General features: G+C 67.9%; 13 protein-coding genes. 6 read left to right on the plus strand and 7 right to left on the minus strand.

Annotated features, from left to right (window positions below; genetic code table 11):
• Positions 1-100: 100 nt before the first annotated feature.
• Together nucS and JK358_RS27170 are read left to right on the plus strand one after the other, a co-directional pair.
• A complete protein-coding gene (nucS, locus tag JK358_RS27165) occupies positions 101-781 on the plus strand; it encodes an endonuclease NucS (RefSeq protein WP_201952748.1) in 681 nt (226 codons plus the stop codon).
• 10 nt (positions 782-791) lie between these two features.
• The gene (locus tag JK358_RS27170) at positions 792-1094 is read left to right on the plus strand and encodes an Rv1322 family protein (RefSeq protein ID WP_201952750.1); all 303 of its coding nucleotides are present in this window, start codon (positions 792-794) and stop codon (positions 1092-1094) included.
• Positions 1095-1198: 104 nt separating this feature from the next.
• Here JK358_RS27170 and JK358_RS27175 read toward each other — a convergent pair whose 3' ends face one another.
• Positions 1199-2167 carry a coiled-coil domain-containing protein gene (locus JK358_RS27175; RefSeq protein ID WP_201952753.1) on the minus strand — a complete coding sequence of 323 codons (969 nt, stop codon included), beginning with the start codon at positions 2165-2167 and terminating at the stop codon, positions 1199-1201.
• Positions 2168-2253: 86 nt separating this feature from the next.
• The gene (gene mce, locus JK358_RS27180; RefSeq protein WP_201952767.1) at positions 2254-2724 is read right to left on the minus strand and encodes a methylmalonyl-CoA epimerase; all 471 of its coding nucleotides are present in this window, start codon (positions 2722-2724) and stop codon (positions 2254-2256) included.
• Between the two features lie 114 nt (positions 2725-2838).
• Between mce and JK358_RS27185 the strand changes: the two genes are divergently transcribed.
• From JK358_RS27185 to JK358_RS27195, 3 genes are all read left to right on the plus strand, one after another.
• On the plus strand, positions 2839-4017 hold the full coding sequence (locus tag JK358_RS27185) for an acetyl-CoA C-acetyltransferase (RefSeq protein WP_201952770.1): 1179 nt from the start codon (positions 2839-2841) through the stop codon (positions 4015-4017).
• Between the two features lie 219 nt (positions 4018-4236).
• On the plus strand, positions 4237-4602 hold the full coding sequence (locus tag JK358_RS27190; protein ID WP_201952773.1) for a DUF3817 domain-containing protein: 366 nt from the start codon (positions 4237-4239) through the stop codon (positions 4600-4602).
• 58 nt (positions 4603-4660) lie between these two features.
• The gene (locus tag JK358_RS27195) at positions 4661-5515 is read left to right on the plus strand and encodes a tetratricopeptide repeat protein (RefSeq protein WP_201953566.1); all 855 of its coding nucleotides are present in this window, start codon (positions 4661-4663) and stop codon (positions 5513-5515) included.
• Positions 5516-5578: 63 nt separating this feature from the next.
• Here the strand turns inward: JK358_RS27195 and JK358_RS27200 are convergent, their stop codons facing one another.
• From JK358_RS27200 to JK358_RS27215, 4 genes are all read right to left on the minus strand, one after another.
• A complete protein-coding gene (locus tag JK358_RS27200; RefSeq protein ID WP_201952777.1) occupies positions 5579-5803 on the minus strand; it encodes a hypothetical protein in 225 nt (74 codons plus the stop codon).
• A gap of 58 nt (positions 5804-5861) precedes the next feature.
• Entirely contained in the window at positions 5862-8009 is a 2148-nt protein-coding gene (glgB, locus tag JK358_RS27205; protein ID WP_201952779.1) for a 1,4-alpha-glucan branching protein GlgB, read from the minus strand.
• A 75-nt stretch (positions 8010-8084) separates the two neighbouring features.
• On the minus strand, positions 8085-9650 hold the full coding sequence (locus JK358_RS27210) for a flavin-containing monooxygenase (protein ID WP_201952782.1): 1566 nt from the start codon (positions 9648-9650) through the stop codon (positions 8085-8087).
• A 48-nt stretch (positions 9651-9698) separates the two neighbouring features.
• Positions 9699-10610, minus strand: a complete 912-nt coding sequence (locus JK358_RS27215; protein ID WP_201952784.1) for an SDR family NAD(P)-dependent oxidoreductase — start codon at positions 10608-10610, stop codon at positions 9699-9701.
• A gap of 100 nt (positions 10611-10710) precedes the next feature.
• Here JK358_RS27215 and JK358_RS27220 point away from each other — a divergent pair, with 100 nt between their 5' ends.
• Positions 10711-11664, plus strand: a complete 954-nt coding sequence (locus JK358_RS27220; RefSeq protein ID WP_201952788.1) for an SDR family NAD(P)-dependent oxidoreductase — start codon at positions 10711-10713, stop codon at positions 11662-11664.
• A 44-nt stretch (positions 11665-11708) separates the two neighbouring features.
• Here the strand turns inward: JK358_RS27220 and JK358_RS27225 are convergent, their stop codons facing one another.
• On the minus strand, positions 11709-13712 hold the full coding sequence (locus tag JK358_RS27225) for an alpha-1,4-glucan--maltose-1-phosphate maltosyltransferase (protein WP_201952791.1): 2004 nt from the start codon (positions 13710-13712) through the stop codon (positions 11709-11711).
• Between the last annotated feature and the right edge of the window lie 79 nt (positions 13713-13791).

Below are 13791 nucleotides of genomic sequence, written 5' to 3' on the forward strand. Positions count from 1 at the left end.
ATTCGAGAAGGCCCCCAGCAGATGCTGGGGGCCTTTTTCGTTGTCCGGGCTCTGTGCCCTATGGCATTTCGCTTTATCGTGATGGCATAGACTCCATCCAATGCGCCTCGTGATTGCTCGTTGCCAGGTGGACTACGTCGGTCGCCTCACCGCTCATCTGCCGATGGCCCGTCGCCTGATCCTGACGAAGGCGGACGGCTCGGTGCTGGTGCACTCCGACGGCGGCTCCTACAAGCCCCTCAACTGGATGAGCCCCCCGTGCTGGCTCGAGGAACGCGAATCCGATTCGGAGACAGCGAAAGCCCTCTGGGTCGTCACCAACAAGGCCGGCGAGGAACTGCGCATCACCATCGAGGAGATCGAGCACGACTCCTCGCACGAACTCGGCGTGGACCCCGGTCTCCAGAAGGACGGCGTCGAAGCGCATCTCCAGGAACTCCTGGCCGAGCACATCGAAACCCTCGGCCCCGGTTACACATTGATCCGCCGCGAATACATGACCGCCATCGGCCCGGTCGACATCCTCTGCCGGGACGCCGACGGCGCGACGGTGGCGGTCGAGATCAAGCGCCGCGGTGAGATCGACGGCGTCGAACAGCTCACCCGCTACCTCGAGCTCCTCAACCGTGACCCGCTGCTGGCCCCGGTCGTGGGCGTGTTCGCGGCCCAGCAGATCAAGCCGCAGGCCAAAGTTCTCGCCACCGACCGTGGAATCCGCTGCCTGACCCTGGATTACGACGCTCTGCGTGGCACCGAGAGCGACGAATTCCGCCTGTTCTAACCTCGATACCATGCCCCGCCGGAAACCACGCCCCAAAGACCCGGCGCGGTTCCAGTCGGAGCCGCGTCCCGTCGGCGACGTCTTCGGCCGCACCGAGGACGGTCCCGACGGCGAAACCTATGTCGTCCGAACGGTTCCCGGCTCGCGCGCGACGAAGCGCTACCGCTGTCCCGGCTGCGATCAGGAGATCATGCCCGGCGTTGCGCACATCGTGGCCTGGGCGGCGCACGGTGGTGAGGACGACCGCAGACACTGGCACTCGGGGTGCTGGAAGGGCCGCCGCACCCGCACCATCACGCGGAAGTGGTCCTGAGTCGCCACCCCGCGAACGGGTGTCACCGGCCAAATAGGGAAGGCCGCCCCCATCGGGAGCGGCCTTCGTTTGAATTGTGTTGTCGCCCGGTCGGATTCGACTAACTACGAGACGTCGGCGTTCTCGCGCTCTTCGTCGACGATGTCTTCCTCGCGGTCGGTGATGGCCTTGCGGTTGCCGCCCTTGTTCAGCGAGCGCTGTTCGGGGGCGCCGTCGAGCAGTTCGCTCTCGCGGTTGACCGCCGCCAGCATGGCCGGGACGGAGTCGAGCTGGCCGCGGATGCCGAGCAGCTGGGCCAGGACGCGGCCGCGCAGGACGCGCATCTCCTCGGCGAGTTCCTTGGCGTGCGCGATCTTGCGGTCGGCGGTGTTGGTGGCCGAGGTGATGAGGCGGTTGGCCTCGTCGGTGGCGTCCTTGATGCGCTGGGCGGCCTCGGCGCGGGAGGTGGCCTCGAGCTCCTCCATGGCGCGGGTGAGCTTGGTGCGGCGCTCGGCCATGGTGACCTCGAAGTCCTGCTGCGTGGCCTTGCGCTTGGCCTCGGACTCCTTGGTGAGGCGGTCGGCCTCGGCGTTGGCGGCTTCGACGATCTTCTGGGACTCGGAGCGCGCGTTGGCGAGGGTCTGCTCGAACTCGATTTCGAGCGCTTCGCGCTTCTCTTTGGTCTCGGAGAGGAGCGATTCGTACTTACCGCGCATTTCGGTCGCCTGCTGTTCGGCGATCGAAATCATTTCGGCGGCCTCGGCCTGGGCCTGCGCACGGACCTCGGAGGCCTCGTCGGAAGCCAGGCGCAGCATGCGGGAGATGCGGTCCGACATGCCTTCCGCGGTGGTCGGCGGCACGGACAGCCGGTCGACCTCCTTGCGGAGCTCGTCGATCTCGTCGCGGGCGTCCTCCAGCTGGGCCGCCAGGTTGCGGGCCTGGGCTGCGGCGGCATCGCGATCGGTGGCGGTGACCCTTAGCTCGGCATCGAAACGGTCGAAGTAGTTACGCACCTCGTCACGGTCATAGCCCTTCCGCACAACGGTAAAGGGCAGTGCAACGAAGCGATTACGATCGGGCTCAGTGGACGACATGCCCCACAAAATACAGCCTGTCGACCACCGATGGTGACCCGACCGCGAATGTTGTTACAGCCTCTTTAGTCTCGCTGATCCCGGTACTAGTGGGTAGTTTCGGAGGCGGGTTCCACGAGTTCCACCAGCACACCGCCAGCATCCTTGGGGTGGATGAAATTGATGCGCGAACCAGCGGTTCCGGCCCGGGGTGCTTCGTACAGCAAACGCAAGCCCCGTGTACGCAGATACGTGGCGACAGCATCGATATCGGTGACCCGGTACGCGAGCTGCTGCAGGCCAGGCCCGTTTCGGTCGATGAACTTGGCGATCGTGGACGCCTCGTTCAGCGGTGCCAGCAACTGCAGTGCAACCGACCCTTCCGGTGCGCCCGCAAACGACAGCATGGCCTCGTGAACGCCCTGGGCTTCGTTGATCTCGCGATGCGTCTCGACCATCCCGAGATTGTCTCGGTACCAGGCCACCGCGGAATCGAGATCCGGCACCGCGATGCCGACATGATCGACGGCCGTGACGTATTCGGCGGGGATGAATTCGGTGTTCTCGGTGTTGCTCACACCTGGAACGGTAGCGCGACCTGAAGGCGGGTGCCCGCAGCCCACCGGTTACCTTGGAGTAGTGCTCCGAAGGTTGGCGGAGCAGGCACATTACAACGTAAGCGAGGGCTCAACGTGACCACCACCGTCATCGTCTCCGGCGCACGCACCCCGGTGGGCCGGCTGCTCGGCTCGCTGAAGGACTTCAGCGGTTCGGATCTCGGCGGTTTCGCCATCAAGGCGGCCCTGGAGAAGGGCGGCGTCCGCCCCGACCAGGTCGATTACGTGATCATGGGCCAGGTGCTCACCGCGGGCGCGGGCCAGATCCCGGCGCGGCAGGCGGCCGTGGCCGCGGGCATCCCGATGGATGTCCCGGCGCTCACCCTGAACAAGGTCTGCCTGTCCGGCATCAACGCGATCGCCCTGGCGGATCAGCTGATTCGCGCGGGCGAGTACGAGATCGTGGTGGCCGGCGGCCAGGAATCCATGACCCGTGCGCCGCACATGCTGGAGAAGAGCCGTGAGGGCTTCAAGTACGGCGACGTGACGCTGCGCGACCACATGGCCTACGACGGCCTGCACGACATCTTCACCGATCAGGCCATGGGCGCGCTCACCGAGCAGCGCAACGCCGCCGACGCCATCTCCCGCGAGGATCAGGACGCGTTCGCGGCCGCCTCGCACCAGAAGGCCGCGGCCGCCTGGAAGAACGGCGTCTTCGAGGACGAGGTCGTCCCGGTGTCCATCCCGCAGCGCAAGGGCGATCCGATCGTCTTCGCGCAGGACGAGGGCATCCGCGCCGACACCACCGTGGAGTCGCTCGGCAAGCTGCGACCGGCCTTCTCGAAGACCGGCACCATCACCGCGGGCACCGCCTCGCAGATCTCCGACGGCGCGGCCGCGGTGGTCGTGATGAGCAAGGCCAAGGCCGAGGAACTGGGTCTGAGCTGGATCGCCGAGATCGGCGCGGCCGGCGTCGTGGCCGGACCGGACTCCACCCTGCAGGACCAGCCCGCCAACGCCATCGCGAAAGCCTGTGCGAAGGAAGGCATCTCGCCCGCCGACCTGGATCTGATCGAGATCAACGAGGCGTTCGCCGCGGTCGGCATCGCCTCCACCCGCAAGCTGGGCATCGATGCCGACAAGGTGAATGTCAACGGCGGCGCGATCTCCATCGGCCACCCCCTGGGCATGTCCGGCGCGCGCATCGTGCTGCACCTGGCCCTCGAGCTGAAGCGCCGCGGCGGCGGCGTCGGCGCGGCCGCCCTGTGCGGTGGCGGCGGCCAAGGCGACGCCCTGATCATCCGTGTTTAATTTGCCCTCCGCTTCGCTCCGGGCGGGTTTGCGGCGCTGGGAGTCTCGATTCTTCCCTCCTCCGCTCCTCCGCTTCGCTCCCCCGCTCCGTCAGTCCAGAATCGAGACGCGCCGCAAACCTTGATGGACTTGCGGAGTGCGGGGAAGTCGAGTGTGCCCGGCCACGGTGTGACCGATATCCACGACAGTCCGTCGTAGATGTACGGCACAATGGTGGCCATGGGCTTTTTCGATCTCAGCACCGTGTCCAAGCGTTTCCGTTTCGTCGCGGTGCTCGAGGCGGTGTCGTGGGTGTTCCTGATCATCGGCATGGTGCTCAAGCGCATCGATGATCCGATCCTGTGGCCGGTGAAGGTGTTCGGCATGATCCACGGGATCGTGTTCATCGCCTTCCTGCTGGCCGCCGTGCTGGCCGCGCGCGAGCTGGGCTGGAAGTGGTGGGTCGCGGTGCTGGCGCTGCTGTCGAGCATCCCGCCGTTCTTCACGGTGCTGTTCGAGATGTGGGCGGTCCGGAATGGGCTGCTCGGCGAGCTGAGCAAGGCACCCGCGGGCGGTGCCCCGGCACCGGTCGCAGCCCGTTCATGACAGACTGGGTGTCGTGACTCGACCTGCACGACGCCCATCCGCCGCCGTCGCCGCCGCAATGTCCGGCGCGGTGGATCTGTCCGCACTGAAGCAGCCGGCCGCCGCGCCGGGTGACGTGCCCGGTGGGCACGCCGTCACCGAAGCCGATTTCGAGACCAAGGTCTTGCGGCGCTCCACGGCCGTGCCGGTCGTGGTGGTGCTGTACTCGCAGCGCAGCCCCGGCAGTATCGAACTGGTGAAACTGTTGGAGCGCTTGGCTTCTCAGACCACCGAGTGGGATCTGGCCACCATCGAGGCCGAGGCCAACATGCGGATCGCGCAGGCGTTCGGCGTGCAGGGCATTCCGACGGTGATCGCGGTGGCCGCGGGTCAGCCGCTGGCCGATTTCACCGGCAATCAGCCCGAGGCGCAGGTGACCCAGTGGCTGGCCGCCGTGGTCGACGCCGTGCGCGGCAAGCTGTCCGGCGACGCGGCCGAGGGCGAGGAGGAGCCGCAGGTTCCTGAGGACCCGCGCTTCGTCGCCGCCGAAGAGGCTTTGGAGCGTGGCGATTTCGACACCGCCCAGGCCGCCTACAACGCCATCCTGAACTCCGAGCCGAACAATGCCGAGGCGAAAGCGGCGCTGCGGCAGGTCCAGTTCATCGCCCGCGTCCAGGACCTGGATCCGGCCGCCCTGGCCAAGGCCGACGCCGATCCCGCCGATATCGACGCCGCCCTCGCGGCCGCCGACCTGGAGATGTTCAACCAGCAGCCCGAGGCCGCCTTCGACCGCCTCATCGCCCAGATCAAGCGGACCGCGGGCGACGACCGCACCCGCGTGCGCACCCATCTGCTCGAACTCTTCGAACTCTTCGATCCGGCCGAGCCGATCGTGGTGGCGGCCCGTCGCAAACTGGCGACCGCGCTGTACTGAGTCCGGATCTCGAACCGCCACACCGGGTCTCCGCCGAGCGGGCGGGGACCCGGTTCTCGTTCGCTAGTGCCCGTCGTAGCTGCCGGTGGCCAGCAGCAGCTTGTGGACCAGTTCGCCCAGGGCCTCGCCCAGCAGGGTCGAGGATCCGGTGCCGCTGGGGTTCGGTTCGCCCGGGGCGACGACCGGTTTGGTTTCGGTGACGACATCGGCGGAGGCCAGGCCGGCGCCGGTGGTCGTGATAGCGGCCGCCGCGGTGGCCGCGAACGCGAGTTTGCCAATCTTGTTCATATCCCTGATCTTCCGCTCCGGGTGCCAGGAATACCGCAGAATCTGGAATATTGGCGTTTCATTCCGGAATGAGCCACAGCCCGCTACTGGGCGGCAGGGTCACCCAGGCGGAAGCCGGTCGGCCGTGCCACGGTTCGGCGGTGGCGGTGACCGCGCCGAGATTGCCGATTCCGTTGCCGCCGTACGCGATCGCGTCGGTGTTCAGAATTTCGCGCCACTGCCCGGCGGCCGGGAGGCCCACCCGGTAGTCCCGGTGCTCGGAACCCGAGAAGTTGTAGAGGCAGGCCAGAATCGAGCCGTCGGTGCCGTAGCGCAGGAAGGACAGCGTGTTGTTCTCCCGGTCGTCGGCGTCGATCCAGGCGTAACCACCCGGCGAGGTGTCCTGGCTCCACAGTGCGGGATGCCCGGCATACGCCGTGTTGAGGTCGCGCACCAGCCGCTGAATGCCCTGGTGCAGTGGGTTCTCCAGCTCGTCCCAGTCCAGCCCGCGATCGTGGTTCCACTCCCGGAACTGACCGAACTCCTGGCCCATGAACAGCAGTTGCTTACCCGGATGCGCCCACATGTAGGCGAGCAGCGCGCGCACGCCGCCCGCCTTGGCGAAGTCGTCGCCGGGCATGCGCGTCCACAGTGTGCCCTTGCCGTAGACGACCTCGTCGTGGCTGACGGGCAGGACGTAGTTCTCGCTCCACGCGTAGGTGAGGGAGAAGGTGACCTCGTTGTGGTGCCAGCTGCGGTGCACGGGATCGTGGGCCAGGTAGCCGAGGGTGTCGTGCATCCAGCCCATATTCCATTTCATGGTGAAGCCGAGCCCGCCGACCTCGGTGGGGCGGGTGACGCCCGGCCAGGTGGTGGACTCCTCGGCGATGGTCACCACGCCCGGATGATGTTTGTGCACAGTGGCATTCATTTCCTGGAGGAAGGCCACGGCCTCCAGGTTCTCGCGCCCGCCGTGGATGTTCGGTTCCCAGTCGGGCCGCGAGTAGTCGAGGTAGAGCATGGCGGCGACGGCGTCCACGCGCAGCCCGTCGATGTGGAATTCCTCGATCCAGTACAGCGCGTTGGCGACCAGGAAGTTCCGCACCTCGTGTCGGCCGAAGTCGAAAATGTAGGTGCCCCAGTCGAGTTGCTCCCCGCGCCGGGGGTCGGGGTGTTCGTAGAGGGCGGTGCCGTCGAAGCGCGCCAGGGCCCATTCGTCGCGCGGGAAGTGCGCGGGCACCCAGTCCAGCAGTACGCCGATTCCCTTGCGGTGCAGGTGATCCACGAACCAGCGGAAGTCGTCGGGGGAGCCGAAGCGCGCGGTGGGCGCGTAGTAGGAGGTGACCTGGTATCCCCATGATCCGCCGAAGGGGTGTTCGGCCACGGGTAGCAGCTCGACATGCGTGAAACCGTGCGCGGCAACGTATTCGGCGAGCTGTTCGGCCAGTTCCCGATAGCCGAGCCCGTGCCGCCAGGACCCGAGGTGCACCTCGTAGACGCTCATCGGCGAGCGGGTGGGGTCGCGGGCCTCGCGTCCGGTCACCCAGTCCCGGTCGCCCCAGGCGTGCCCGCTCTCGGTGACGACGGACGCTGTGGCGGGCGGTTTCTCGGTGGCGAAGGCCATCGGGTCGGCGTGGTCGGTGGTGCGCCCGTCGGCCCCGTGCACCCGGTACTTGTAGACGGTGCCCACGCCGATCCCGGGCAGGAACACCTCCCACACCCCGGAGTCGCCGAGTCGCCGCATGGGCGCGGTATTGCCGCTCCACCCGTCGAAGTCGCCGATCACGCTGACGCCGCGCGCGTTGGGGGCCCAGACGGCGAACGAGGTGCCGGTCACCTCACCGTCGAGGCCGGGGTATCGGCGTGGGTGCGCGCCCAGCACGTCCCAGAGGCGTTCGTGCCGTCCCTCGCCGAACAGATGCAGGTCGAGGTCCCCCAGCGTCGGCAGGAATCGGTAGCCGTCCGCGTCGACGGTCGTCCGGCCGCCCGGGTAGGAGGTGACGATCCGGTAGTCCCACAGTTCGGGGAACGGCACCACCCCCTCGAACACCCCGTGTTCGACGTGCTCGAGCGGATGGTCGATGCCGCCGATACGGGCGTGCACGGTCTCGGCGTGCGGTCGCAGCGCCCGGATGATGGTTCCGTCCGGATGCGCGTGTGCGCCCAGCACGGTGTGCGGGTCGGCGTGGGTGCCCGCCGCGAGCAGCATGAGGTCGCGCCGGTTCATGCGGTGATGTCCCGGCGGCCTGGCTCTCGGTCGGCGCGCACCCTGCCAACTTACGCGCGCCGCCGGGGCTCGCGGTCATCCCGCCCGTTCGCCCGCGAGCTCACCGACGGGGACGGTGCTGTACTCGTACACGTCGGCCGGGAAGTTCCGGGCCCGGTGCTCGGCGTTGAAGACCCCGCCGAGCAGGGGGAACGGGAAGTCGCCGTGCGAGTTCCGGTAGTAGGTGTTGACGTGCTTGTTCACCGTGTTGAAGTACGGCAGCACCTTCGAGACGGCCCGATACTGCTCGGCGTGGAAGGCGTCGTGCACATCCTTGCGGACCTCCATCATGGTGGCCTTGCGCTGTGTGGCGAGGGTGATGGCGTGCACGGCGTGATCCGCGCCGCGCTCCACGATCTCGTGCCAGTCGATGGCGTACCAGGAGTAGGGGCCCGACAGCATGAACCGGTTGGGCACCCCGGGCACCGAGCAGGAGTCGTAGGCCTGCATGCCGTGCTCGCGCCAGAAGGCGGCGAGGTCGAAGCCGTCCCGTCCGACGATCTGGCCGATGCGGTAATCCATGGGCTCGGAATACATTTCGTGCCCGGTCGCCATGATCACCATGTCGGCTTCGACCTCCCGCCCGGAGGCGGAGACCACCCCGCGCTCGGTGAAGTGGTCCACGGCCTCGGTCACCAGCTCCACGTTGTCACGGTTGAACGACGGCAGGAAGCGGCTGTTGGCGGTGGGACGTTTGGTGAGCGGGCCGTAGGACGGCATCAGCCCGCGGCGGGCCTGACGATTGCGCACCATCGCGAAAAGGTAGGCGCGGTAGAGGATTCGCGCGCCGCGGTCGAAGCGCTGCATGGCCGGGACGGTGACCTGATCCGACGGCTGCCAGTGCATGATCCGGCGGGAGGCGATGTCGAGTACCGACAGCGCGCCGCGCCGCACCATGGTGACCAGGCCGGGCACGTACAGCAGCGGCCGGATCGGCCACAGCAGCACATTCGGTCGCGGCAGGCACCAGGGCGGCGTTCGCTGAAAGACGGTGAGCCGCTGCACTTCCGGTGCGATGGCGGCGATGATCTGCACGGCGCTGGCCCCGGTGCCGACAATGGCGACCTTCTTGCCGCGATGGTCGAAGCTGTTGTCCCACCGCCCCGGTCGCTGGATGAACCCTTCGAATGTGTCGAGCCCCGGCAGCGGCGCGTCCTTCGGCGTGACGAACGCCCCGATACCGCTGATCACGAAGCGCGCCGTGAGTACCGTGCCGTCGGCCAGGTGCAGTCGCCAGCAGTGCTCGCGGTCGTCCCACACCTCGCGCACCACTTCGGTATTCACCCGGAAGTGCGCGTCCAGCCCGTACTTCCGCGCCACCCGCAGGTGGTAGGCCTGCAGTTCCGCGCCGGACGGGAACAGTCGCGGCCAGTTCGGATCCGGTTCGAAGGTGTACTGGTAGAACAGCACCGGCGTGTCCACGCTGATGCCCGGATAGGTGTAGTGCTGCCAGGTGCCGCCCGGCGCGTCGGAGCGGTCGAGGATGACGAAGTCGGTGATCCCGGCCTTCTTCAGTTTGGCTCCGGCCGCGATACCGCCCGGTCCCGCGCCGATGACCACGACCTCGTGATCCGGCCGGGTGCTCGTAGAGCTCACGGACATGCTGCTTCTCCTGTCGAGTCTGTGTGTGTCCCAGGGGATTCCGGCGGCTCAGCGCATGTTCGCGAGCGCGCGCTCCGCCACCCGGTCGAAGGTGCGGACGGCCGCGTCGGGTGCGAAGCGGTTGACCATGCCGATGAGGAAGTCGGGCGCCATGAACCGGGAGGCCAGGCGCGCGCCGGCGGGGGAGAGCCGCGCGGCGGTGCACGCGATCCGCGATTCGATGGGCGTCGGGGCGATGGCGGGATTGCGCGCGGAGATCTTCACGATCTTGCGCCCCATCGTTTCCGGGCTGCGCGCAACGAGTTTCGCGGCCAGCATGGAGATGTTCCTGCCGCGTTCCAGCATCTCCTTGTCGTCCCCGACGAGTTCGGCGTCGGGATAGAACCCGGTATCGATGAAGGCGGGCAGGATGGCGGTGACGCCCACCCCGGTGCCCGCGAATTCCAGCCGCAGGCATTCGGTGAGCATCTGCGCGGCGGCCTTGCTGGTGCAGTACGCGGTGGACAGCGGGATGGGCGTGACCGCGGCGGGTGAGGTCACGGTGAGGATCCGGCCCTTCTTGCGCGCCTGCACCATCTGCCGCCCGAACAGCCGGCTGCCGTGGTACGCGCCCCAGAAGTTCACGCCCATGATGCGGTCCCAGTCCCGGGCGGAATGTCCGAGGAAGGGTCCGGCGGTGGTGTATCCGGCATTGTTCACCACAATGTCTGGGACACCATGTCGCCCGCGCACCTCCCCGGCGAAGAGCTCCATGGCCGCACGGTCGGAGACGTCGACCGTGTATGGGTGTGCGTGCCCGCCTCCACCGGCAATGATGTCCACGGTTTCCTGTGCGCCGCGCGCATTGATATCGCTGACGACGACGTGAGCGCCCTTGGCGGCGAAGCGTTTCGCGGTGGCGCGGCCGATGCCGCTGCCCGCGCCGGTTACGACGACGACGTTGTTGTCGAACTTGCCCATGAGGGGGCCTCCAGCTCTTTACTAGACTGTCTGGGACAGAATATGCTGTGTTGCACAGTGCCGACAAGGGTGTCGGCCCGGACTCGTCGAGGAGTCGCCCATGCTCGCGCAACCCACACCCAGGCTCGCCGTGGTCACCGGATCCGGCAGCGGTATCGGCCGGGGCACCGCCCGGGCCTTCGCGGCTACGGGCGCGACCGTCGTGGTCGCCGACATCGACCTCGACGGCGCGAAAGAGACTGTGCGCCAGATCGAATCACGCGGTGGTCGAGCCATCGCCTATCGGCTCGACGTCTCCGAGGTCGAGGGCCTGGAAGCCTTCGCCGAGCAGGTGCGCGCGGAGCACGGCGTGCCCGACGTGGTGGTCAACAATGCCGGAATCCTCGTCGGCGGGCCGATTCTGGAGGTGCCGGTCGAGGACTTCGAACGGATCATGGACATCAACCTGATGGCGATGATCCACGGCTGCCGGATCTTCGGACAGCAGATGGTGGATCGCGGGCGCGGCGGACACCTGGTGAACGTGTCCTCCATGGCCGCGTTCGCGCCGTACCGGCTCGGCACGCCGTACTGCGTGTCCAAGGCGGCGGTGAAGCATTTCAGCGACTGCATCCGCGCCGAATTCGCCTCCGCCCGTATCGGTGTCACCGCCGTATGCCCCGGGCTGATCGCTTCGAACCTCACCGAGACCGCGTCCATGAGCACCGTTTCCGATGATCAGGCCGACCTGATCAAGGAGGGGGTGGCACGTGCCATGGCCCTGGTCGCCATGGACCCCGACAAGGCCGGGCGGCGCATCGTCTCCGCTGTCCGGCACAACCGGGCACTGCAGATGATCCGGCTGGAATCCTATGCGTCCTACACGCTTTCCCGGCTCTCGCCCGGCGCGCACCGGCTGATCATGCGGGTCGCCACCGGCCCGGAACTCGAGCGGCTCGGCCGCACGCTCGCCGCGTCCAGCGGCAATGTCGATGCGGCGCAGCAGCTCCTGCGCAGGCTGCCGCAGCGCAGCGGCCTGTCCAACGCTCCCGCCCGCACCAGCACCGCACCCTGACGTCCCCGGGGTCACGCGCGCCCTCGCAACCGCGCGTTAGATCCTCAGTGGAAGGACCGCCGGTAGGCGAGTTCGGTGCGCAGGGCGGCCGGAACCGGCGGCAGCACCAGGATGTGCGCCACCGACCGCGCCGGGTCCAGGCGCACGTAATTGCTCTGGCCCCAGTGGTATTCCTCGCCGCTGAGCTCGTCGTAGACCATCGGCCGGTCGTGCCATTCGCGGCCGATGGCCGGCAGGTCGAGTGACACCATGCCCTGCTCGGGACCGAACGGGTTGAGGTTCACCACGATCAGCACCGCGTCACCGGTGGTCGGGTCGAATTTCGAGTAGGCGAGCAGGGAGTCGTTGTCGGTGCCGTGGAAGTGGATGCAGCGCAACTGCTGCAGCGCGGGATGCGCCCGGCGGATCTCGTTGAGCCGAGTGATCAACGGCTCCAGGGATTCTCCGCGCGCGGCCGCCTCCGTGAAACGGCGCGGTCGCAGCTCGTACTTCTCCGAGTCGAGGTACTCCTCGCTGCCGGGATGGACGGCCAGATGCTCGTAGAGTTCGAAACCGGAGTAGACGCCCCAGGTGGGGGCCAGGGTGGCGGCCAGCACCGCGCGGATCGCGAACATGCCCGGCCCGCCGTGCTGCAGGCTCTCGTGCAGGATGTCGGGGGTGTTCACGAACAGGTTGGGGCGGGCCTCATCGGCCTTGGCGGCCAGTTCTTTTCCGAACTCGACGAAATCCCACTTGCCGGTGCGCCAGGTGAAATACGTGTAGGACTGGCTGAATCCGCGTCGCGCCAGACCGTACAGCCGGGCCGGGCGGGTGAACGCCTCGGACAGGAACACCACATCCGGGTGGTCGCGGTGCACCTGGGCGATCAGCCACTCCCAGAAGTCGGCGGGTTTGGTGTGCGGATTGTCGACGCGGAATATCTTGACGCCCAACCCGATCCAGTGCCGCACCACCCGCAGCACCTCGGCGTACAGGCCGTCCGGGTCGTTGTCGAAGTTGAGCGGGTAGATGTCCTGATACTTCTTCGGCGGGTTCTCGGCGTAGGCGATGGTGCCGTCCGGCAGGGTGGTGAACCACTCCGGATGCGCCGCCACCCACGGATGATCCGGGGCGCACTGCAGCGCCAGATCGAGCGCCACCTCCATGCCCAATGCGTCTGCGGCGGTGACGAATTCGGCGAAATCGGCCTCGGTGCCCAGCTCCGGATGGATGGCGTCGTGCCCGCCCTCGGCCGAGCCGATGGCCCACGGCGAACCCACATCGCCGGGCTCGGCGGTCAGGGAGTTGTTGCGCCCCTTGCGATTCACCTTGCCGATGGGATGGATCGGCGGCAGGTACACCACATCGAATCCCATGGCGGCGATGCGCGGCAGATCCTCGGCGGCACTCGCGAAGGTACCGTGCACGGGCTTACCGCCGACGTCCCAGCCGCCGGTGGAGCGCGGGAAGAATTCGTACCAGGCCCCGTACAGCGCCCGCTGCCGCTGCACCAGCACGGTGTGCTGCGGCCCGCCGGTCACCAGCTCCCGCAGCGGGTTCGCGCGCAGGATCTCACCCACCTCGGCGCTGAAGGCGGGAGCCACTCGCGCGGGCAACTGCGCGTCGCCGCGCAGTGCGGCCGCCGCCGCGCGCAGTACCTCCCACTGCTTCTTCGGCACCGCCTGGGCGGCCCGGTCCAGCAGCCGCGCCCCGATTTCCAGATCATTGGCCAGATCGACGGCGCTCTGCCCGACCGCCAGCTTGGCCTCGACCCCGGACCGCCAGGTCGCGATGGGATCGCCCCACCCCTCGACGCGGAAGGTCCACGCCCCCGGCTTGCTCGGCGTGAACACGGCATTGAACACGTCCGGCTCGTACTCCGGCGTCATCCGAATCCGCTGCGTCCGCGACGACCCGGGAGCCTTCACGGCCAGTGTCGCCGCCACGGCCTCGTGTCCCTCGCGCCACACCACGGCGCGCACCGGAATCACCTCGCCGACCACGGCTTTCGACGGCCGGCCGCCGGGAATCGCGGGGGCGGTGTCATCGATTGCGATGCGGCCGGTCACGACGTCGAACTTACCGGGTCGCGCGATCCGGCGACGCTCCGCCACGGGCGTGCACGCCACCGCGCCGTGCTGCTGTCAC

Source organism: Nocardia acididurans, from assembly GCF_016741815.1.
GTDB classification, from domain to species: Bacteria; Actinomycetota; Actinomycetes; order Mycobacteriales; family Mycobacteriaceae; genus Nocardia; species Nocardia acididurans.